General features: G+C 60.9%; 21 protein-coding genes and 1 tRNA gene. 7 read left to right on the top strand and 15 right to left on the bottom strand.

Annotated elements, in window-relative coordinates; all coding sequences use genetic code 11:
- The first annotated feature begins 320 nt into the window (after window positions 1-320).
- From ACXWUF_RS02390 to ACXWUF_RS02370, 5 genes are read left to right on the top strand one after another with little or no spacing between them, the layout of a single operon-like run.
- Window positions 321-1277 carry a glycosyltransferase family A protein gene (locus ACXWUF_RS02390; protein ID WP_458493051.1) on the top strand — a complete coding sequence of 319 codons (957 nt, stop codon included), beginning with the start codon at window positions 321-323 and terminating at the stop codon, window positions 1275-1277.
- Window positions 1277-2416, top strand: a complete 1140-nt coding sequence (locus ACXWUF_RS02385) for a glycosyltransferase (protein ID WP_458493050.1) — start codon at window positions 1277-1279, stop codon at window positions 2414-2416. Before ACXWUF_RS02390 ends, ACXWUF_RS02385 begins: the two co-directional genes overlap by 1 nt.
- A complete protein-coding gene (locus ACXWUF_RS02380; protein ID WP_458493049.1) occupies window positions 2417-3619 on the top strand; it encodes a glycosyltransferase in 1203 nt (400 codons plus the stop codon).
- 53 nt (window positions 3620-3672) lie between these two features.
- A complete protein-coding gene (locus ACXWUF_RS02375; RefSeq protein WP_458493048.1) occupies window positions 3673-4050 on the top strand; it encodes a hypothetical protein in 378 nt (125 codons plus the stop codon).
- Window positions 4047-4571 (top strand): L-2-amino-thiazoline-4-carboxylic acid hydrolase, encoded by a 525-nt coding sequence (locus tag ACXWUF_RS02370; protein WP_458493047.1) that lies wholly within the window; start codon window positions 4047-4049, stop codon window positions 4569-4571. Before ACXWUF_RS02375 ends, ACXWUF_RS02370 begins: the two co-directional genes overlap by 4 nt.
- 63 nt (window positions 4572-4634) lie before the next feature.
- On the opposite strand, the gene gstA is transcribed toward ACXWUF_RS02370, so the two are convergent.
- The 7 genes from gstA to ACXWUF_RS02335 form a co-directional block, all read right to left on the bottom strand.
- Entirely contained in the window at window positions 4635-5249 is a 615-nt protein-coding gene (gstA, locus tag ACXWUF_RS02365; RefSeq protein ID WP_458493046.1) for a glutathione transferase GstA, read from the bottom strand.
- Window positions 5250-5349: 100 nt separating this feature from the next.
- A complete protein-coding gene (locus ACXWUF_RS02360; RefSeq protein WP_458493045.1) occupies window positions 5350-7053 on the bottom strand; it encodes a tetratricopeptide repeat protein in 1704 nt (567 codons plus the stop codon).
- 18 nt (window positions 7054-7071) lie between these two features.
- The gene (locus ACXWUF_RS02355; RefSeq protein WP_458493044.1) at window positions 7072-8079 is read right to left on the bottom strand and encodes an Rpn family recombination-promoting nuclease/putative transposase; all 1008 of its coding nucleotides are present in this window, start codon (window positions 8077-8079) and stop codon (window positions 7072-7074) included.
- 60 nt (window positions 8080-8139) lie between these two features.
- Window positions 8140-9009, bottom strand: a complete 870-nt coding sequence (locus tag ACXWUF_RS02350) for a carbon-nitrogen hydrolase family protein (RefSeq protein WP_458493043.1) — start codon at window positions 9007-9009, stop codon at window positions 8140-8142.
- Window positions 9009-9623, bottom strand: coding sequence for a GNAT family N-acetyltransferase (locus tag ACXWUF_RS02345; RefSeq protein WP_458493042.1), 615 nt, complete (start codon window positions 9621-9623; stop codon window positions 9009-9011). The genes ACXWUF_RS02350 and ACXWUF_RS02345 overlap by 1 nt, the downstream gene beginning before the upstream one ends.
- Window positions 9624-9807: 184 nt before the next feature.
- Window positions 9808-10215 (bottom strand): ketosteroid isomerase-related protein, encoded by a 408-nt coding sequence (locus tag ACXWUF_RS02340; RefSeq protein WP_458493041.1) that lies wholly within the window; start codon window positions 10213-10215, stop codon window positions 9808-9810.
- 72 nt (window positions 10216-10287) lie between these two features.
- Window positions 10288-10668 (bottom strand): hypothetical protein, encoded by a 381-nt coding sequence (locus tag ACXWUF_RS02335; protein WP_458493040.1) that lies wholly within the window; start codon window positions 10666-10668, stop codon window positions 10288-10290.
- Between the two features lie 305 nt (window positions 10669-10973).
- Between ACXWUF_RS02335 and nhaD the strand changes: the two genes are divergently transcribed.
- A complete protein-coding gene (gene nhaD / locus ACXWUF_RS02330; protein WP_458493039.1) occupies window positions 10974-12371 on the top strand; it encodes a sodium:proton antiporter NhaD in 1398 nt (465 codons plus the stop codon).
- Between the two features lie 88 nt (window positions 12372-12459).
- Here nhaD and xseA read toward each other — a convergent pair whose 3' ends face one another.
- From xseA to ACXWUF_RS02315, 3 genes are read right to left on the bottom strand one after another with little or no spacing between them, the layout of a single operon-like run.
- On the bottom strand, window positions 12460-13821 hold the full coding sequence (xseA, locus tag ACXWUF_RS02325) for an exodeoxyribonuclease VII large subunit (protein WP_458493038.1): 1362 nt from the start codon (window positions 13819-13821) through the stop codon (window positions 12460-12462).
- Window positions 13822-13828: 7 nt separating this feature from the next.
- Window positions 13829-14251, bottom strand: a complete 423-nt coding sequence (locus ACXWUF_RS02320) for an RNA-binding S4 domain-containing protein (RefSeq protein WP_458493037.1) — start codon at window positions 14249-14251, stop codon at window positions 13829-13831.
- Window positions 14252-14254: 3 nt separating this feature from the next.
- Complete coding sequence (locus tag ACXWUF_RS02315) at window positions 14255-14614, bottom strand: rhodanese-like domain-containing protein (protein WP_458493036.1); 360 nt, start codon at window positions 14612-14614, stop codon at window positions 14255-14257.
- Window positions 14615-14747: 133 nt separating this feature from the next.
- Between ACXWUF_RS02315 and ACXWUF_RS02310 the strand changes: the two genes are divergently transcribed.
- Window positions 14748-14824: transfer RNA gene (locus ACXWUF_RS02310), tRNA-Met, on the top strand.
- 77 nt (window positions 14825-14901) lie between these two features.
- Here ACXWUF_RS02310 and ACXWUF_RS02305 read toward each other — a convergent pair.
- From ACXWUF_RS02305 to ACXWUF_RS02285, 5 genes are all read right to left on the bottom strand, one after another.
- Window positions 14902-16035, bottom strand: a complete 1134-nt coding sequence (locus ACXWUF_RS02305; RefSeq protein ID WP_458493035.1) for a hypothetical protein — start codon at window positions 16033-16035, stop codon at window positions 14902-14904.
- Between the two features lie 15 nt (window positions 16036-16050).
- Window positions 16051-17970, bottom strand: a complete 1920-nt coding sequence (locus tag ACXWUF_RS02300; RefSeq protein ID WP_458493034.1) for a hypothetical protein — start codon at window positions 17968-17970, stop codon at window positions 16051-16053.
- Window positions 17971-18036: 66 nt separating this feature from the next.
- Window positions 18037-19161, bottom strand: coding sequence for a formylglycine-generating enzyme family protein (locus ACXWUF_RS02295; RefSeq protein WP_458493033.1), 1125 nt, complete (start codon window positions 19159-19161; stop codon window positions 18037-18039).
- Between the two features lie 160 nt (window positions 19162-19321).
- Window positions 19322-19615, bottom strand: a complete 294-nt coding sequence (locus ACXWUF_RS02290; RefSeq protein WP_458493032.1) for a DUF4339 domain-containing protein — start codon at window positions 19613-19615, stop codon at window positions 19322-19324.
- Between the two features lie 75 nt (window positions 19616-19690).
- A partial coding sequence (locus ACXWUF_RS02285; RefSeq protein WP_458493031.1) for a DUF4339 domain-containing protein occupies window positions 19691-21793 on the bottom strand: 2103 nt, incomplete at its 5' end.

The following is a 21793-nucleotide window of genomic DNA, read 5'->3' as shown; positions in this document are numbered from 1 at the left end:
TTTGCGCTCCGGCGCTTAACCCAATGGCAGCGCGGCGGGCGGGAAAGTAGCAGCCGAACGCCACTGATTGCAATGGGGGGCGTTTCCCGGTCCAGGGCAATCGCACCATCTGATTTTTCTCCCTCTCGCCTTTGGGAGAGGGGAAAAATGGCGGCTCTCGGCATGGCGCGATTGCCTTGGTGCCGGGAGGCGGAACTTTGCAATCGAGCCGATGGGACTCATGTGATATTTTACCGGACTCGCGGAACCGGCCCACCCGGCGCATGACGGACTCGGGCGGGGAGCCGCAATGTCTGTCATCGAAACCGGAAATGCTCTGCGTGGAAACTCGCTCCCCCTGCTTCACGATCTTCATTCCCACCTATAACCGCGCCCCCCTCTTGCCCCGGGCCTTCGCCAGCATCGAGGCGCAAACCTGCCGGGATTTCGAGGTGGTCATCGTCGATGACGGCTCCACCGACGACACGGCAAGCGTCGTGGCCGACTGGCAGGGCCGGGTGGATTTCCCCGTGACCTATTTCAGGCAGGCCAATCAGGGCAAGTACGTGGCCTGCAATCAAGGCGCGGCACTGGCGCGGGGGCGCTTCTTCGTGCTGCTGGATTCCGACGACCGGCTGTTGCCCCACATGCTGGAGCGGCTGCTCTATCACTGGGAGGCCATCCCCGAGGGCGACCGTCCGTGCTATACCGGGGTCGAGGGGCTGGTGGAAAGCATGGACGGCCAGCGCCGCCTCACCAAGCCCTACCCCGACAGTCCCTACGACGCCAGCTATCTCGAACTCTGGTATCAGAAGCATGTCGGCGGCGAGAAGCGCGGCTTCGTCCGCACCGAGATTCTGCGGCGCTATCCCTATCCCATTTTTCCGGGCGAACGGCACATCCGCGATTCCATCACCTGGAAGCGCGTCGCGCTGGAATACATTACCCGGGGCGTCAACGAGTCCTTCCAGCAGCTAGAACATCAGCCCGACGGACTCACCGCCGACCGCTTCGCCGCCCGCATGAACAGCCCCCGTGGCTTCCAGTTGTTCTACCTGGAGGACGTGACGCTCTACCGGCCTTGGCTGAGCCATCGGCAGTTCCGGCGCAGCCTGGTCGATTACATCCGCTTTTCCCTGCATTGCGGGATTGGACCCGTGGCCCAGGCGCGGCAGGTGGGCTTCGATCCGGCTTGGCTGGTGCGCCTGCCCGCCGGTGTTGGGCGCTGGCTGGTTGATCTTTACCGGCTGCGCTTCAAGGGCGGGCGGCATCCCAACAAAAAGAAGTACCGAAACTAATGGCGGCGGATTTGGCGATTTTCCTGGCGACTTCGGGCCACAGCGGGGTGGATCGGCTGGCGAAGAACCTAGTGCCCGCCCTGGCGCGGCGGGGCTATCGGATCGACCTGCTGCAAGTGCGTGGGCACGGGCCGTATTTCCCCGAAGTCCCCGACGGCGTGCGGTTGATTGATTTGGGCAGCAGCCATGTCTACCCGAGCCTGCCCGCTTTGGTTCGCTATCTCCGCCGGGAGCGCCCCGCCTCCCTCCTATGCGACAAGGACCGGGTGAATCACACGGCGTTGTTGGCGCGGGCTTTGTCCGGGGCGCCCACCTATTTGGCGTTGCGGATGGGCACGACCGTCTCCATTGATCTCGCCCGCCGGGGCGCGTTCGAGCGCTGGAAAACCCGGCTGTCCATGGGCAGGCTCTATCCGCTGGCCGACAACGTCATCGTGGTTTCGGAAGGCGTGGCGGACGACATGGCGGCGTACACCGGCTTGCCCCGTGACCGGATCGCGGTGGTGCCCAGCCCGATCTTCCCGGCCAGCCTGTTCACGGCGGACTTGCCGAGGCCTGAGCATCCCTGGTTCGCCGACGGCCAGCCGCCGGTCATCCTGGGCGTGGGCGAACTGAGCTTCCGCAAGGATTTCGAGACCTTGATTCGCGCCTTCGCCCGCATCCGTTCGGAATTCCCCAGCCGCTTGATGATTCTGGGCCGGGGCCGCCGCCATGACAGCCTGCTGGCGCTGGCCCGTGAGATGGGCGTGGCCGACGACGTGGCCTTGCCGGGCTTCGTGGACAATCCCTTCCATTACCTGGCCCATGCCCGCTTGTTCGCGTTCGCCTCGCGCTGGGAGGGAATGCCGTTCGCCCTGGTGGAAGCCCTGGCGGTGGGCGTGCCGGTGGTGGCGACCGACTGCCCCAGCGGTCCCCGCGAGGTGCTGCACGGCGGGAGATACGGTCCCTTGGTGCCCATCGGCGACGCCGCCGGGTTCGCCGCCGCCATGCTGGCAACGCTGCGGAATCCTTTGCCGAAAGCCGCACTACAAGAAGCGGCCCGGCCTTATGAATTTGAAAGCGCGACGACGGCGTACGCGAAGGCGTTGAATTTGTCTGAACCCTCTCCCTCAGGGAGAGGGCAGGGTGAGGGGGAGTAAATGGGATTTTCTGCCTCTTTTTTGAATCCCCCTCACCCCAACCCTCTCCCTGAGGGAGAGGGGGCCAAGCGTCGTCTCGCCATTCTCGTGGCCTTCTCCGGCGCGGGCGGTGTCGAGGCGGGCATTCTCAATCTGCTGCCCGCTTTCCTGGAGGCGGGCGTGGCGGTGGACTTGCTCGGCATCTTCAAGAAGGGCGTGCCGGAGCGCTTGAAATTCGACCATCCCGGCTTCCGCTTGGTGGATTTGGGCGTGAAGCACACCCACCTGATTCTGCCCGCGCTGGTGCGTTATCTCCGCGCCGACCCGCCCGCCGTGATGCTGGTCGCCAAGGACCGGGCCATCCGCATGGCCGCGGTCGCCCGCCTGCTGACTGGCGCGAACACCCGTTTGGTCGGCCAGCTCAATACCCACCTCTCCGCCGCCCTGGCCGGGAAATCCGCCGCGCAACGCTGGTGGCGGACCTTTCCCATGCGGGAGTTTTATCGCTTCGTCGATGCGGTCGTCGCCGTGTCGGCGGGCGTCGCCGAGGATACCCATAGGCTGACCGGCTTGCCCCTGGACCGCCTCCCGGTGATCCGCAACCCGGTCATCAGCGCGGAACTCATCGAAAAGAGCCGCCTGCCGGTGGATCATCCCTGGTTCGCGGACCCGTTGGTGCCGGTCATCCTGGGCGCGGGGCGGCTGACCGCGCAGAAGGATTTCGCCACGCTGGTGCGGGCGTTTGGCCGGGTCCGGGCGCGGCGCGAATGCCGTTTGATGATGCTCGGCAACGGGCCGCAACGGGCCGAATTGGAGCGGCTGGTGACGGACTTGGGTTTGGAGAACGAGGTCGCTTTGCCCGGCCATGTGGGCAACCCCTTCGCCTACATGGCGAAATCCGCGCTGTTCGCGCTGTCCTCCCGCTGGGAAGGCTCCGGCAATGTCCTCACCGAAGCCATGGCGCTGGGCGTGCCGGTGGTGTCCACCGATTGCCCGAGCGGACCCGCCGAGATGCTGGAAAATGGGCGCTTCGGCGCCTTGGTGCCGGTGGGCGATGAGGTCGGCCTGGCCGAGGCGATACTGCGGACCCTGGATGACCCGCCCGATCCCGCCGTGTTGCAGGCGGCGGTGGCCGAGTATTGGGTGGAGCGGAGTGCGCGGCGCTATTTGGAAGTGCTGGAAGTGGGAGTGGGCTTCAGCCCACGCTCGGCTGTCGCGGGCTAAAGCCCGCTCCCACACTTTCTGCTATCTAACCCACCAACCCAGAGCTTGATGCCATGAATCCCGCGCAACTGAAATGCGCCCTGGTTTTTTCGGTGTTTGCCGTCATCGGCTTCGGGCCGGTGTCGCCGGGCTGCCTGATTGGCATGTTCATCACCCTCATGCGGCCACGCTGGTTCCTGGAACTCGCCCGCGACCTCTACCGGAATCGGGGCGGCAAGCCGCTGTTCTCCAAACCAAAGGCGGCAAACGCGCTGGCGGTCCGCAAGAAATGCTTCCTGGGCTTGTTGTGCCTGTTCATTGTGGACATCGCGCCGGTCCAGGTCACGCCCACGGTGGCTTTTTTCATCATCTTTCTGCGGCCCCGTTGGTTCCACGACTTGGTGGAGCGCGTGTACGGGGGGCGGGCTTTCGACATGGAGGGCGCGTCATGAGCCACGTTTCCGAAAATACCAACCATACGCCGCCCGCCGCCCCGGACGAGCCGAGCCTCACCCATTTGCAACGCCGGGAGATTCAAGCCCCCGTCGCGGCTTGCCTCATCCGGGGATTTGCCCAGGCGCTCGGGCGGGAAAAGGCGTTGGAGATTGCCAGCGCGGCCATTCAGGAGGACGCCCGGACGGCGGGCCGAAGTTTGGCGGCGCAACTGGGTGGCGATTCGTTGGCGGAATTGCGCCGGATTGTGGAAACGGTCTGGGCAGGCGACGAGGCGGTGACGCTGCGGTTTTTGGAGGATGGCGGGTCGCGGCTCGCCTTCGACGTGACCCGCTGTCGTTATGCCGAGCTATACGAAGCCATGGGCATGAAGGACTTGGGATTCTGCCTGTCATGCTGCCGCGATGGCGCTTTCGCCGAGGGGTTCAATCCCCGCATCAAGCTGGCCCGCACCCAAACGATCATGGACGGCGCGGCCTTTTGCGATTTCCGCTTCACGCTGGAAGCCGAGCAGACGTAGGAGCGGGCTTTAGCCCGCGACAACCGCGTCAATCGCGGGCTAAAGCCCGCTCCTACGGGTACCTTAAACGAGCTTTTCCGCTTTCAAAGCCGCTTGGACGGCGGGGCGTTCGGCCACCCGGCTTTGGTACTCGGCCAGTCGCGGCCAGCGGGATAGGTCGATCTTATGCACGCCGGTCCAGTTCAGCACCGTGAACAAATAGGCGTCGGCCACGGTGAACCTGTGGCCCATCAACCACATCCGTCCTTCCAGCACATGGGCGACATAATCGAATCGGCGCGAGAGTAGGGCCAGGGCGTTTTCGCGGGCGGCTTCGGGGGTCTTGGGATTCCACAGGGGGCCGAAGCCTTTGTGGATTTCGGTGGCGATGAAGGCCAGGGTTTCCATCAATCGGTAGCGCTCCATGCCGCCGAAAGGCGGGGCCAGCCCGGAGTCCGGCTTTTGGTCCGCGAGGTATTGCAGAACCACTTGGGCTTCCGTCAGCACTTGGCCCTCGCCGAGTTGCAGCGCGGGCACGTAGCCCTTGGGGTTGATCGCCGCGAAATCCTTGCCGTCGGCGGTTTGGTGGGTGGCGAGGTCCACCTCGGCGAGATCGAACTCGAAACCCGCCTCACGTAGCGCGATGTGCGCGGCGAGCGAGCAGGCACCGGGGGCGTAGTAAAGCGTGAGCTTGGGCATGACCATTCCTCCGTGATTAACCGAGCTTACGGATTGGACTGCTAAGAGAGCCGGGAATTCGGTGCCGGGCTGGGAAGGGATGACATCCTTCCAAAGGATGTCATCCCTGCGGTTCGCCCGGATGATGGGCCGCCAGCCTCGCTGCCAGCGCCTCGCGCACCCGGGCCACCACGCCGCTCCAGTCGCCGGGCTGGTGCTGCCGGAACAATCTCATGCCCAGATACCAGCGCGACTCGTCCCCATCCATCCGCCAGCGCCAATCGGGGTTGAACGGCAACAGCGTCCACGTCGGACAACCCAACGCCCCGGCCAGATGGGCGGGGGCCGAATCCACGGTAATCAACAAATCAAGCTGCGAGAGCAGGGCGGCGGTTTCGCCAAAATCCCGCAGCCCAGCGGCGGACACCAGCCTCATGCCGGGCGGCGGGCGCACGGCTTGGCGGGCGGGTTCGTCCTGCTGCAAGGAAACGAAAGTGACGCCGGGCAGGTCCGCCAGCGACGCGAATTGATCCAGCCGCAACGAGCGGCGCCGGTCGTTGGCATGGGTCGGGCGCCCCGCCCAGAACAATCCCACCTTGAGGCCATCGCGGTAGGGCGCGAGGGCTTCCCGCCAGACGGCGACGCGGGCGGGATCGGCGCTTAGATACGGGGGGCCGGTGACGATGGTTTCGGGACCGATGCCCAACCGATAGGGCAGGCTGCCCACGAAGGTCCAGTAATCGCCGCCGCACCGCCAAGCCGCTTCCTCGGTGGCGACCAGCCCGGCGCAGCCCGGCAGGAAACGCATCAATTCAAATAAGGGCTGGCTTACGCCCATCAGGATTTCCACACCCCGCTCGGCCAGCGGCTTCACGAAGCGACAAAACTGGATGTGGTCGCCGTAGCCTTGCTCGGTCAGCACCAAGAGGCGCTTGCCCGTCAAATCCTCGCCCCGCCACATCGGCATGGGCAGGATGGGAACGCTCACCGCGCCAATCCAGGCCGGGTCGAAGCGTGATTCGTACAGCGGCCAACCCGCCGCGAAATCCCCCGCGCCCATCAAGGTCAGCGCTAGTTGGTAACGCGCCTGCGGATAGCGTGGATTCAATTCGACCGCGCGGCGATAGGCATCCGCCGCTTGGGCGTAATCGCCCGTCTCTTGGTGGGCATTGCCCAGCGCGACCAGCGCTTCGGGAAAGTCCGGCCTAAGTTCTAGCGCACGCTGACAGGCGGCGACGCTGTCGGGAATGCGGTCCAGCAGTTGGTATAGGTCGCCAAGCTCCAAGTGGAATTGAGTGTCGAGCGGGTTCAGCGCAATGGCCCGGAGCAGGCATTGCTCGGCCCGTGCCAACTCGTTACAAGCCCGCAATGCCCGGCTGAGATTGTAGTGGGCTTGACTCATGGCCGGGTCGAAGCGCAGGGCGCGTTCGAAACAGCCCACGGCCTTGCGGTGCTTGCCTTGCGCCAGCAGGATCAGGCCCAGGCTGTTGTGGGCCTGGGCGGAGCTTGAATCCAGTTCCAGCGCCCGCCGCAGGCTAGCCTTGGCCGCGTCCGGCAAGCCCCAGCGCCGCAGGATTTCGCCCCGGTTGGCGTGGAACGGCGCATGGCGCGGCGCGGCGGCGATGGCTTGGTCGAGGTGGCTGATGGCCAGCAGCGAATTGCCCCGCTCGGAGCTGGCGAGTCCCAACAGGTTCAGGGCTTCCGGCTGGCCGGGGGAGAGCGTCAGGAGGTGGCGGCAGACCGCTTCCGCGTCGGCGATGCGTCCGGCGCGGAAGTGTTCGATGGCGTGTTGCAGGGCGGTTTGGAGGGGGGTGATGGGCGTCATGAAACTGCTCAATCCGGGTTAGCCGTTGAGCGTATTTGGCTGGGTGTCCCATATCTCGTCCAGCGTCCGCGCTTCCAGGACTCGCTCGCCCCAGTCCAGCAAGGTTTCCGCGTCGGCGGTGGCGAGACGTTGCCGGGCGCTTTCCGGCAATGGTCCGAAGCGGCGAGTAAGTAAGCGCTGGAGCAAAGCCGCTTCGCCTTCTAGCCGCCCTTTCTCTAATCCTTTTGCCAGTCCCTCCGCCCGTCCCTCCGCCAATCCTTCCGCCATTCCGTCCCGCTTCCATTGTTCGGTCCATTCTTTGACTCGCTCAGACAACATATCGCGCACCTCGTGAAGTTCGTTCAATTCGGCAAAAGTTTGCCCCGGCAACCGTTCTCGCAGCAAGACCCGCTGTACCCAGATGGCGAAGGCGCGGCGCAGGGGGCGCTGGGCTTCGGCATCCAGCCAGCGCAGCACCCGCTCCAAGCCTTGCAGCATCTCTTCCGGGGTATGGCTGCGTTCGAGCAGGACCATAGCGGACACCGGATTTTCCTCCGGCAGTTCTGCTTCTGGAAGGCGATTCTCGTCCAGCAGCCAGTAATGCAAGTTTGGCTGATAGCGCCGCAAGGGGGAAGGAATCGGCTCGATAAGCTGGGCCAGTTCGGTGGCGGCGGTCCAGGGGCGCTCGCCGTTGTAGATGACGATGGGCAGCACCGGCGGCAGGCGGTCGGCGACTTGGCCCTGCCGGATCAGGTCTTGATAGAGCAGGCCCACATAGGTCAGGAGCCGCGCGGCCATGAACGGATCGACGCGGCTTTGGAATTCGAGGAGCAGGTACAGATAAATCCAGCGCGGCCCCAGCTTCACCCGCCACACCACGTCATCCTCCCGTTGGCGCAAATCCTCGCTGACATAGCCCGCGTTGACCTTTTCAAGGCTGGCGAAATCCAGTTCATCCACCCAGGGTTCCCGGACATAGCCGCGCAGGAGTTCGGCGACCATCTCAGCGTGGCTGAACAGGAGCTTATAGCTGGCGTCGTGCTGCATGGGGATGTTTATTGCTGGGCACCAAAAAGGCGGGCCAGGCCCGCCTTGGCTGAAACGCGCTTAAACGCAACGGAACTGTCCGACCCAATCCCGGTAGTTGAACACTTGGCCCGTCTGGCGGACCTTGGCGATGGAGCCTAAGTCGATGTCGGCGTAGACCCATTGAGTCTGATTGATCTCGCCGATGGCAAGGACGCCGTTGTCCGGGTAGCCGTAGTCCACCGGGGTGTAGACGGCGGCGGCGCCGATGTTCACGTCCACGGCTTCCGACCAGGGCGCGAGTCCCACCGTGGGGGATTGCACCACGTAGCATTGGTTCTCCAGCGCCCGCGCCTGACAGCCGATGCGCACCCGCCAGTAACCGGCGGTGGTGTCGGTGCAACTCGGCACCAGAATCAAATCGGCCCCGGCTTCCACCTGCTTGCGGGCAATCATGGGGAATTCGCTGTCGTAGCAAATGTTGATGCCGACCCGGCCAAACTCGGTGTCGAAGGTCTTGATCTCGTCCCCGGCGGCGATGAACCACTGCTCGTTCTCAAAACGGGTCATTTGCAGCTTGTCCTGGAACTCGCTCTCACCGTCCGGGCGGAACAGGAAGCAGCGGTTGCGGTAGCCGCCGTCCGGCTGCCGCACTGGATAAGAACCGGCCACGATGTACACGCCGTGCTGCTCGGCCTGGTCGGCGAACAGCATGACGAAATCGGGCAACACGGTCTGCATGGCTTCCAGTTGCTTGGACAAGGATTTGTAGACCTCTTCCGGGAACAGCGAGGCCAGCTCCATGCTGAAATATTCCGGGAACACCAGCATCTTCGCGCCCTGGCTGGCGGCTTCGGACACCCAGCGGCCAACCTTGGCGGCGTAGTCGTCCCAGTTTTTAAGGAAGCCGATGTCGTACTGGGCGGTGGCGAGGCGGAACTGTTGGGACATCAGGCGGCCTCCTTCAATGATTTCAGCCAGAACACCATGGGCTTCTCGGAGTCCTCGGCCTCGTCCACATCCTTCCATTTATAGGTGGTGGCGAGTTCCGGGTGTTTCACGTAACCGAATTTGGACCAGATGCGGTCCAGCGGCACATAATCCGCCGGACGTAGCGGATGGTTCTCGGGGCGCTGCACGCAGCAGAAGGTGACGAGATCGAACCGGCCCAGGTCACGGGCGTGGCCTTCCCGCTCGGCGAAGAACTTGGGGTAGATGCCCCGGCCCCGGTATGTCGGCAGCAGGACCGACTCGGCGCAGTAGAAGATTTTGCTCGGGTCGAAGCCGTTTTCCACGAAGGGCTTCTGGAATTCGGGGGTTTCCGCATCCATCGGCAGGCCCGTGGTCGCGCCCACCACGCTCTCGCCGTCCAGCACCAGCACCACCACGCTTTCCGCGCAGTCGGTGTAGGTCTTGAGGTATTTCTCCTCGTACTCGACGGTGCCGTCGTAGAGGTAGGGGAAGTCGCGGAACACCCGGATGCGCAGTTGGGCGAGGGCCGGGAGGTAGTGCTTCAAGTCCGGGGCGTGGCCGGTGAAACGCAGGATGGAGATTGGGTCGCTCATGGCTTCGGCGAGGGTAAAACCCTCTCCCCCAGGGAGAGGGTAGGGTGAGGGGGATCAAAAAGGATTTTCTCCTTATGTCCCCGATGCGTTGGGGTGAACCATGGATTTCGGAGGAAGGAAATCCTTTTCATTTGAATCCCCCTCACCCCAACTCTCTCCCGGTGGGAGAGGAGCAAGAAGCGGTTTAACCGCCGACCTGGGCAATCCAGTCCTGGAGGTTGTAATAGTTGGTGATGCGGGCCACCTTGCCGCCCTGGATGTCGAAGAAGGCACCGGCAGGCAGGCGGTATTTTTGGCCGACGGCTTCCGGCAGACCTTCGTCGGTGACGAGGTATTCGCCCAGCACCACGAACTCGGCGGCGGCGCGGGTGCCGTCCTCGCTGCTCATGATGACCATGTCCACCAGTTGCTCCTTATAGTTGGTGTTCATGCGGCCCATGAAAGCGCGGAACGCCTCGCGGCCCACCTGGCGCTCGCCCTGGTTGATGTCGTGGACCACGTCGTCGGTCAGGAGGCTCAGGAAGGTGTCCATGTCGCCGACGTTGAAGGCGGCATAGTAGTTCTGGATCAGGGTTTGGCTGGCTTGATTCATGGGTTCACCGTGCGAAAGGTTGAGGGCCGGGCGGGAATGCCCACGCGGCGGGTGGTTGGAAAGGCGCGAAGTTTAATCACCCCGGCCTTGAATGTCGATTGGCGAGAGCGTCGGAAAACCGGCTGAATACCGGCTTAAACGATTAATTTCCTTGTCTTTATTTGATTTGAAAACCATGCGGGCGCGACCGTGGCAATTGGCGAGTGGCCCGGATGGAGCGCAACGGAGTCCGGGATGATGCGTGCCGCCATGGTCGCGGATTCCGCAAGGCTTCATCCGGGCTACGCTGGCTTTTTTCAAGGAGGAAGTCCCTTTTTTGACACCCTCACCCCACCCTCTCCCAAAGGCGAGAGGGATAAATTCATATAGCGCGATTGCCCTGGCTTGATATAACCCGGCCGCGGTCTCGTGCATTTCATCAATAATCCGGCTTTTACGTGGCTTGACTGTCATGGCAAATCTCCAAAAGCTCACCCTGGGCAAGGGCGATAGTTATCGTGGTGGATGTTGCCGGGCATGAGTTCATGTGCGACCTGCGGGTGTAACTCAGGAAGCTGGCGCTTGAAAACGAGCACCGCCCAGTCCGCCCTACCAATAGGAAATCCGCAACCATCCCCACCCAAGCCTGTCGAATGCCCGGCGCCTCCCGCCATGCTCGTAAATGGAAACACCGGGTTGCCAATCTCGACCGACCGCCCGTCCATCCATTAACATCGGCCTAGCTCTCAAACAACCATTCCAGGCTAATAACAACCGATATGGAAACCGCCATTTTCACCCCACTCGACTTGACCCAGCACTGGGTCGGTTACTTGTCCCTCGTGATTTTCGCCGTCGCCTATGTCTTGGCGATGCTGGAAGAATCCACCATGCTGCGGAAATCCAAGCCCATGGTGCTCGCCGCCAGCTTGATCTGGGTAATGATCGCCTCGATCTACGTGGGTGGTGGACTCAAGGAGGAGGCGGGCAAAGCCTTCCGCGCCAGCCTGGAGGGCTACGCGGAACTGTTCTTGTTCATCCTGGTGTCCATGACCTACTTGAACGCCATGGAGCAGCGCGGGGTGTTCGACAATCTGCGGATTTGGCTGCTGAGCAAGGGCTTCGGCTACCGGAAGCTGTTCTGGATCACCGGCGTCCTCTCCTTCTTCCTATCCTCGGTGTGCAACAACCTGACCACCGCCTTGCTGATGGGTGCCGTGGTCATGGCGATGGCGAAAAAGAACCGCCAGTTCATCACCATCGCCTGCGTGAACATCGTGGTCGCCACCAACGCGGGCGGCTCGTTCAGCCCCTTCGGCGACATCACCACCCTGCTGGTCTGGCAGAAGGGCGTGGTGCCGTTCGCGCATTTCTTCTCGTTGCTGCTGCCGTCCATCGTCAATTTCTTGGTGCCCTCCTGCATCATGTTTTTTTGGGTGCCGAAGGAATTCCCCGAGTCGGCGGGCGAGCCGATGCCCATGCGGCATGGGGCGAAAGGCATCATCGCGCTTTTCCTGCTGACCATCGTCACCGCCGTGTGTTTCGAGAACTTCTTGGGGCTGCCGCCCGCCGCCGGCATGTTGGCCGGTCTCACCTACCTGAGCTTCTTCTTTTTCTACCTCTTCAAGGCGCGGGCCGAGGGGCATTTGTTGCCCGGCGACGAGGCCAAGAAGCACATGCACGGGGCAGGCATGGAGGACGCGCTTCCCTATGACGCCTTCGCCGAAACCAAGGACCACTTCGACGTGTTCCACAGCGTCTCCCGCCTGGAGTGGGATACCCTGCTGTATTTCTACGGCGTGATGGTGAGCATGGGCGGGTTAAGCTTCATTGGCTACCTGACGCTGGCCTCGAAGTTCCTCTACACCGACCTCGACCCCACCATCGCCAACGTGCTGGTGGGCATCGTGTCGGCCTTCATCGACAACGGCACGATCATGTACGCCGTGCTGACCATGGCGCCGAAGATTTCCGAGGGGCAGTGGCTGTTGGTGACGCTGACCGCCGGGGTGGGCGGGAGCCTTCTGGCGATTGGCTCGGCGGCGGGGGTGGGGCTGCTGGGGCAGACCAAGGGCGCTTATTCGTTCGTGTCGCACCTGAAATGGACGCCGGTCATCGCGCTGGGCTATGCCGCCAGCATCGGCGTGCATTTCTTGGTGAATGCGCGGTTTTTTTAAGCTTTTAGTAGGTCGGGCATGTACTCATGCCCGACGTTTCCTCTCTCAGCCAAATCATGTCGGGCCTGAGTACATGACCGACCTGCGGTCACGGTCGGACCTCCTCGACCAAGCCCACAACCCTCCCTTCCATTAGCCGGATAACTAAACGATCCCCGGCCTGAATCTCCCGGTAAGAACGAACGATCCGGCCCGTTTCCGGCTGCTGGGCGATGGCATAACCCCGCGCCAGCGTCGCCAACGGGCTGATGGCCTGCAATTCCTGACTGGTGCCCGCCAATACTCCGCGTTTGGTTTCTAGCTGATGCCGCATGGCCGTCCGCAGGCGCTGTGTCAGTTGGCTTTGCCGCTCGTCCAGCCGCATCAGCCACCAATCCGGCCTGTGCCCCAGCAGTCGGGCGGTTTGGGTGCGGAGCCGGTTGTCGTGTGAGTCCAAGCGCTGACGCATCGCCCGGCGGAGCCGTGACTCCAGCTCATCCAGCCGTTGCGCCTGGGTGTTCAGCCGCTTGGCCGGGTGTAGCTGTTGCAGGCGCCTGTCGAGAAAACCGAGCCGCCCCTCGGCTTGGCTAAGATGGTTCCGAGCGGATTGACGCAACCGCATTTCCAGCCGCTCGAACCGCTCCAGCCACGCCGCGCCGTCCGGGCTGACCGCCTCGGCGGCGGCGGAGGGCGTCGGGGCGCGGACATCGGCCACGAAGTCGGCGATGGTGAAGTCGATCTCGTGGCCCACGGCGGACACCACCGGAACCCGGCAGGCGTGGATGGCGCGGGCCACGGACTCTTCATTGAAGGCCCACAAATCCTCCAACGAGCCGCCGCCCCGCGTCAGGATCAGCACATCGCACAATCCCAGCCGGTCGGCCCGTTGCAGGGCGCGGACGATCTCGCCCTTGGCCTCGGTCCCCTGCACCTTCACTGGAAACACAATCACCGGAATGGCCGGAAACCGTCGCCGCAGCACGGTCAGCACGTCATGCACCGCCGCGCCGGTGGGGGAGGTAATGACGCCGATGCAGCCGGGCAGGCTGGGGATGGGCTTTTTCCGCGCCGCGTCGAACAGCCCTTCGGCGGACAGCCGTTGCTTCAAGGCTTCAAAAGCGTGGAGCAGGACGCCGTCGCCCGCTTCTTCCAGGCTCTCCACCACCAGTTGGAAATCCCCGCGTGGCTCGTACAGCCCGACCTGGGCCTTGGCGAGTACATGGTCGCCGTTCTTGGGCTTGAAGGGCGTCAACCGGACCTGGGGCCGGAACATGGCGCAGCGCACCTGGGCGTCGGCGTCCTTGAGGGTGAAGTAAAGATGGCCGGAGGAGGGCGCGGACAGATTGGAGATTTCGCCCTCGATCCACAGCATGCCGAACAGTTCATTCAGCACGAAGCGGGCCTCCCGGTTGAGGCGGGAGACGGTGTAGAGGGTCCGCAGGGAGTCGAACAGGTCGGCGGAAGTCGCCATGGAAAGGCTATTCGTCGATGCGCTTGAAGCGATGAATCAGGCGGCGTCCGCGCTTGTCGGGTCGGCCTTCCGGCTGGACGCCGAATTCCCGGTCCAGTTTGCGCCGCTCGATTTCCGCCTGCCGCTTGGCGAGGCTCTCCGAGGTTTCCTCGTACAGCAGGGCGGCTTCCGGGGCGGGTCGGCGCTGGGCCTTCAGGGCCAGCACGGTGATGTCCCAGGTGTACTGGTCCTTGCTGATTTCGAGCCTGGCGCCAATGCCAATCTCCTTGCCCGGCTTGGCGCGGTGGCCGTTGAGGTGGACCTTGCCGCCATTGATGGCGTCGATGGCGATCTGCCGGGTCTTGAAGAACCGCGCCGCCCACAGCCATTTATCCAGCCGCATCCGGTCGGCGGGGGCTTGATCTGCTTCGGTTTGGGAGCGGCGCGACATGGGTTAGGGCGTCTCCACGGCTTGGCCGGTTTCCTGCCACGACTTATAGCCACCGGCGAGGCTGACGGCCTTTTCGTAGCCGAGTTTTTGGAGCGCTTCCACCGCCAGCGCCGAGCGTCCGCCGGACAGGCAGTAGACGAGGATGTCGGCGTCGCGCTGGAAGGCGGGATGGTTGCCGATCTGGAATTCCAGCACGCCGCGTGGAATGTTGACCGCGCCGGGCAACCGGCCAGCGGCGTATTCGCCCGGCTCGCGCACATCCAGCACGGGGGCGTTGCCGAGCAGGGCGGTGGCTTCGGCGTGGTTGACTTCACGGATGATCTGCTTGGCGGCGGCGACTAAATCCATGGCGGTAAGAGGCATGGTGTTTCTCCTGGGTTGAGGTCGGAACAAGGGCGGCTATGGTACGACGGAGGCGGGGTTTTGGGTATGGAGTGGATGAGCGCGCCCCTTATTGACATGCCGAAAGTCGGAAAGTATTATTCGCGACCTCAAAGGCAACGTAGCTCAGTTGGTTAGAGCACCGCATTCATAATGCGGGTGTCGCAGGTTCAAGTCCCGCCGTTGCTACCAGACAAATCAAGCCCTTACGCGAAAGCTAAGGGCTTTTTTATTGCCTATGGATTTTCTTGGGACACAGCCTGGGGCGGCTATTTCTCTTGGATTTGTTCCCCAAGCCGGGTTAGACGGATTTCAATGCGGCGGCGGGCTGAGTCGTCGCCCCGGCTTTGGCCGCTCGATAACTTACCGTCCACCAGCGTCAATTGCCCGGAAGAATAAGCACGGAACCCAGTATCGGGGTCAATTTCCTTAAGCTTGCCTTCATAACGTAGCTGTTTTAGCAGCTTGACGACTTCCAGGGCGCGCAACATGCCCAAGTCGGTATTGGAGCCTTGCACGGCGCGTGGTTCTCTAGCGGGGTTGTAAGCTTCTCCAGCGATAGTTTCCAATGTGCCGTCAATTTCCTTTGTCCCCCGTTTGACCGGCACGCCATCGGTGTGCCCGATGACTTCAATCAGGTTGATGTGGTGGTCGTGAATGGCTTGCTCGATATGCGCCACGACTTCATTACTCAGCTTTTCTCGGAATTCCCCGCTTAGTTTCGAGCTTCCCGAAGGAAAGGAGAATCCTCTGGTTTCACTCATAATAATATGGGGTGGGGCATTGGATTTTTCCAAGATGCTGGAGGCTTCTTTGCCGCGAGCAATTAAATCCGCCCATTGGGAAGGATCAATGCCGGTTTTATCCATAATGTCTTTCACTTGTTTCGCATACTTGATGGTATTGGCAATATCTCCAACGGCGTCAATATCATCTGGTTTTATATTGTCCAATCCGTTCTCTCCGAAAAGGTTTTTTACGGCTTCGATGGTCTGTCGGGCCTTATCCAGGTTTCCGCCCGAGGCATCAATGATGGCTTCCGTTTTCGCCACGAAGTCGCCTATATCATTAATGCCGGATTTACCCATTAAATTCTTGATTCGTTCAAGTAGGGGGGCAACCTGACCGAACTCGCCAATACCGGCGGCGGCGTCGATAATGGCTTCGACCGTTCCGAGGAATTGTTCCGGGTTTCGGTCGTCCATTCTGGCTTTAGGTATTAAATCCTTGATGCGATTTAATACGGTGGTATCTTTTTCGGTGCTGCCAAATACGGTGGAGTCGGCTGGCGAAACCTTGGATTCTCCCAGGCTAAAAATAACCCACAGCACCAATCCCAAAAACAATAGCTGCAATAGAAAGTCGATCAGCGTGATATAGATAACCTGTTCGGATTTTTTCATTGGCGTTCTCCTTTGTTACCGCCTCCTATTCTTTCCACGCAATGCGTCGTATGTTTCTGTCATGGTCATAAAATACCAGCGCTTTTTAGGTTTGTGAGAATCTGTTGGTGTCGGCGTGGAATTAGCAGGATGGGTAGCCCTGGTATGCATGGTCGCCTTCAATATATTCAGGCCGTTGGCGATTTCCATCGCGAGATCGTGCGTTTTTCTGGTGGTGTGGGCGAGTTCGGCAATTCCTTGAACAGCGGCTCCACTGACGGTTGTCATCTGAGTAAGTGCTGTCGATGTGCCACGAAGATGCTGGTTGAATTCGCCAGACGCCGTCGTGGTCTCCCGCGTGTTTTGAGCCAGACCCAGTAGCGCTCCGCCCGATTGCGCCGCGCCTGCCGCGACCCGCTCCAAGCCCTGACCGGCCTGCTCGATATTCGCCACGAGTTTTTCGAGGTTTTTCAGATTGTCGAGGCTGGCGGCGATTTGCAGCGCGAGGGCGTGGGTTTCGCGGGCGGTGCCGGTTAGTTTGGCGATGGATTCAATGGCCTCGCGATTCACCGCTGGCATGGGCGCGAGGGAGTTTATGGCGGTTTCCGCCATCTGGGCGAATTGCCCCGTTTGGTTTGCCGCCCCCTGCGCCGCGCCGCCCAAGCCTTGCAAGGAATCCCCGGATTGGGTGGCGCGGACGGCGAGTTGATCCAAACCTTCTCCGGCGTTGCGGATTTGCGCCACCATCCGGTCGAGATTCTTAAGGCTGTCGAGCTTTTGGTCGATTTCCACCGCCAAGACGTGAGTATCTCGGGCGGCTGCGGTCAGTTTGTTACTGGCGGCGGCGGCATTCTGGCTGGCGGCATCCACGGCGGATTGAATCGAACCCAGCGAAGTTTCCATGGCCTTGATAAAACCACCGAGATTCCGGGATGCCTCGCCAAAATCAAGGGTTGCCGCCTCTAGTTTCAGGCGCTCGATTTCGGCGCTCAAATCAGTCACGGCTTGGGTGAATTGCCCCGTGGCTTGACCGATGACCTTGGTGGTTTTTTCCAAAGAATCCTTGGCGGTTTCCGCCAAGTGCGCGTTGAATTTTTCTAAAGCGTTTTCAAATGCTTGGGCTTGTTGTAATTCTCTGGCCTGGGTGTTTTTGATGAGTGCGTTAATTGCGTCGGAAAACCGCTCGGTGGCTGTTTCGATAGTGCCAGTGGTTTTCTCAAAAGAGACTTTTGACGCTTCTGTCAAATGGGTAGTGAATTTCTGGCTGGCCTGATTGAACTCGGTTTCTAGTTGTTGTTCACGGGCCTGTGCCCGTTGAGTGGCGGTTTCCAACTCGTTGACCGCTAGCTTGAGTTTGGCGTGGCTGGCTAGTGCCGATTGCTCGAATAATCCGGCGGTTCTATTTAGGCGTTCGTTGAATTGGGTTTCCGTTCTTTCAAAGGTTTCCAGAAGGGATTGGCTGCGGGTTTGAGCGCTGTTGGCTAGAACAGTAATGGACTGGCTTAATGAATCGAAGCGGTCAGTGAGTATCCCGACTTTTTGGGTGAGTTGGTCGGTGGCTTGGGCGGCGTTTTGTGCGCTTTCCTTCTCTTGATTGAAGAGCAGGAGCATCCGGCAGATAAGGGCAACCGCCGTGAAGGCAAGGCCGAGTCCGAATTGGGTGATTATTTGGGTGCTGTACTCCGATATGTTCTTTATGTAGGCGACATGAAAAATTGTGAATACCAAGGTTACAATGGTGATAATGAAACCAAAGTAGTACACGCCATCAATATCTGAATCGGATGGGGGATTCTTTTGTGAAATTCTTCGGTAGTGCCAATAAATGGCCGAAGCAACTAGGCCACCGCCACTGAATATCGCCAAATTATTGGGAATAAAAGCCAATATAATCACGCCGCCGAGCGCGAGAATGGCTGGCAAATAATCGTTCAATCTTTTTATAAAGGTATTCATTGAGAGTGCGCCACTATGAGGTTATTAATTTTAAAAAGCGTCCCTTAAATGAATTAAGCCCTGGATTTATGGGTCGAGGGCTAATCGAAAGCCAAGCGTGTTATGTGTCATATCCACGGTGGTTTTATCCCGGTTGGCCACCCTTAATGAGGAAGGCTGATGCGCCCAAGACCCGCCGCGCATAACCCGGACAGAACCGTTTTCAGGCGTCACGAGAGCCAGTTCGCCCCCGTTATAATCCGCGTCGTAAGCCGATCCGGTTAGTTCGGCGATATTCCCGAACATATCGTATAAGCCGAGGCTATTGGGTTGACGAGTTCCAACCCGGACGGCACGTTTAGGAGAGTCCTTGCAATCCATATGGTTCATAACCAAGCAAGTCTGGGATTTATTCGGCGTTGAATCCGCCACGGTTGACCCAAGCCGGGCGGCATATTCCCATTCCGCTTCCCGAGGCAAACGATAGGGTTTGCCAGTTTTAGCCGAAAGCCAAGCGGCATATTCATAAGCGTCTATCCAACTAATCCGAAACACTGGGCGACGCCCTCTACCATGCTCATCGTCCCGTGGTAAAGGTCGATGAGTGTCCTTAGCAAAGCGGTCGTACTCATCAAAGCTCACCTCGTATTTGCCCATGTAAAAAGAGTTCACCCGGACTCGGTGCAGGCGTTCATCTTGGCCGCGCCCGATTTCATTTTCTGGGCTACCCATCTCAAAGTATCCACCTTTGATCAAAACCATTTCCGGGATTATGGGGGTTATAATTGGTGGTGGGGGGGTATTTGAAGGAATATTCGATGAGTCAGTTTTGTGGTCGTTTTGAGTGGATTTTTGAGTGTCGCGATTATCGCCAAGTATTGTAACGGATAGCGTTGCAACGAGCAAAACTAATATAACAATGATGGCTGTATTATGGCTTCTTGTCTTTTGTTCTAATTCCGGCGGATCAGGGATTTTTTCTGGTGTTGCTGGGTTCGTTCCGGGTGTTAAAGTGGATATTGATTCTGCGATTGGTTGAAGCTGTGGTATCGGCTTCAATAATGAATCGGATTGCTCAGGTCGCTCCGGTGTGGTTTTAGAATTTTCCAGAGTAGATGAGGGAATTTTTTGTGAAACTTGTGGCTCACCGCAATAAGGGCAATATTCGACTTGCCATCCCAGCGATTTTTGGCAGTGAAGACAGGTCAGCATGGCTAGTTTTGATACTTCTCGCTCATCGTTCCCACGGTCTCCGTCACTGTCATTAAATTAAGTCGATCTGGAGTCCGAACTTTAGTTTGGACAAGAGCGTAAGCTGTTGAAAAGACGTCCAAACTAAAGTTCGGACTCCAGGTGTGATAGCGCTTCGGGATTAGTCAGGCGAGACCGGAATGGGCGTCGGTAATATCGGCTCAAACGCCCCCGCCAATTCCAGTATCTCATCCAGCGGCATCCATTCATCCAAGCCCGCCCGCCACCCCAAACTGGCAGGACCAATGCGGCGGGCGGCAATCCATTCCAAGATTTGGGCTTGTGGGTATGGCCCTTGCGGCTGCCCATCCGCCAGCAGGTAATAATCGGGCTTGGGCGGCGAGGGTTTCTGCGCCCGGTTGGCGGAAGATTCGGCGGCGCCGCGCTTAACCCCAGCGCCGCCCAAATCAGCCAAACGCCCCCCACACATCGGGCAGTATTCAACCTCCCAGCCCAGAGATTCCCCACAATACCCACACGCCGTCATGCGTTATGAACCCGGATTCAGCGGCGGCGGTCCCGACGGCACGGGCGGCGGCACAGGCGGCGCGGCCACGAACAAATCCGCCAATTCAGGAATCCCGTTCAACGGCAGCCAAGCCGCCAAGCCTTCCCGCCAAGCCAGCAGGGCCGGGTCGAGTTGGCGGGCGGCGATCCATTCCCGGACTTGCGCGTGTGGGTACGGTCCCTGTTGCTGCCCATTGATTGCCAAGTAATAAACGTATTGCGGCAAAGGGGGCGGCACGGGCACGAAGGGCGGCGGGGCAACTGGATGAGTTTGTGTGGGTGCCGTGGCGGGAGTAGGGGCGTGCTTGCCCAGCGCTTGTTCGAGCCAAGCGGACTCGAAAAACTCCGGCTTCACCACCCGCTTGAAGCGGATTTGCTCATCCTGGCGGATTTCCCAGGCGTAGGCGTCGGCGTCGGATTTCTCGACGGCGCGGGTCCAGTCCGGCAGGTAATCGGAGGCCAGATGCTCCTTGGCCCTGACCTCGCTGGCCGAAGCGCCCCGGCGGATGGCTCGGTCCCGCAACGCCTGCGCGACCTCCTCGGCGATGGCGGCGGGGAAGCCCTTGATGGGGACTTCCGCGCCGCGCTCGTCGGCGACCAGACGCGGGGTGTAGACGGTCAGCCCGTAATAAGCCGCCAACGCCGCCAGCGCCGCCAACTGTGGCAGGTCCAGACCGTCGATGCGCTCGGCCACGGCCTCGGTGATGGCTTGGCGATATAGGGGCGGCAGGCCATTCAGGCGGAAGGCCCGCTCATTCCCCATGCGGCGGTTCTCGCCCCGGCTGATGCTGAACAGGTATTGGCCGGGCGGAATCGTGGCCGCTGCGTCCCGGCTCAATACGCCCAGCATCGCCGCCAACAGGTATTGATGGAAGTCGTCCGCCAACTGGTTCAGGTCGTTGACGGAGGGCGCGAACGGATGGGCGAACAAGGTGGGATCGCGGTGGGTGTGCAGGGGGATTTTCTCCGACTCCTTGCGATAACTGCTCCGCCACGTCTCCATGCTTTTAAGGACGGTCAGCGGAATGCCCGACAACTCGCAATAGCACACGGCCCGCCCCGGTATGCCGGTCTTGACGAAGGTGACCTGGAGCGTGCCGAGGCCCACATAGGCCGGAATCTGGGCCAGGATTTCATCCCGGAAGCGCAGGTAGTCCGCCGGTTCCGCCACGCCGATATAGCACTTGAACTGGTCCGGCCTGGGGGTGAAGTCCTTGTTCAGATTGGCCTCCACCCACGGCATGGCCAGCGACAGAAGATCGTAGAAATTGCGCTGCCGCTTGCTCGGGTCCATGGTTTCCAAGGCCGCGACCAGCGGGTCTTGCGCCTCGTAGGCGGGATTGGGCAGGGCCATTTGCTGCTCGGCCTTGAGCCGCAACTTGCCGATGAGCCGGTCGCGGTCCTTGGCATCGGCCAGCATGGGGAACAGCTTGCGGGAGCCGCCGATTTCCTTGAACGCCTCGTCGGCCCAGCCACGCAATTCGCGGGCCGGGGGCGGGGGCATCTCGTCCTCGGGAGTTTCCACCAGGATGTAGGTCGAGTGGTCCTTGCGGCTGTCCTCCCGCAACAAGGCCACCTTCTGCTCCACTTGGTCGATCATCGCCAGCACATCGGCCCGGCCTTTCTGGAATTCCCCCACCAATCCATTCCAGCGGGCGTTGCCGCGCTCGTCCAGGCCGGTCTGCTCGCCCAACCAGCGGGAGAGTTTCCCCAGCAGCAGGGACGCCCGGTCGGCGGCTTTGTGGCGGACGTGGAACTTGAGGTAGTTGCCGATTTCCACCTTGAGTTGTTGCAGGATGATCTTGGCCTGCTCCTCCTTGTTGCTGAACAGCGAGAAGCCCTTGGTTTGCTCCAGATTGTTCAGCAAGCGCTCGTACTCGTGGGTGCGCACCGCGTCGCGCAGGTCCGCGTAGCGCTGGGCGTTGCCGGCCAAGCCAGCAATCAGGCCAGTGCTGGCGTTCTCCAGCCGGTCCTTGATTTGCCCAATCAGTGACAGCACGAATTCCAAGCCGCCGTAGTCCTTGTCGTCCAGGTAGACGTACATCTGGTCCCGCAGCTTGCCGGTGATTTCCTCCGCCAATTCCTT

The sequence above is a fragment of the Methylomagnum sp. genome, assembly GCF_054333355.1.
This window is presented reverse-complemented; position numbering and strand designations above follow the sequence as displayed.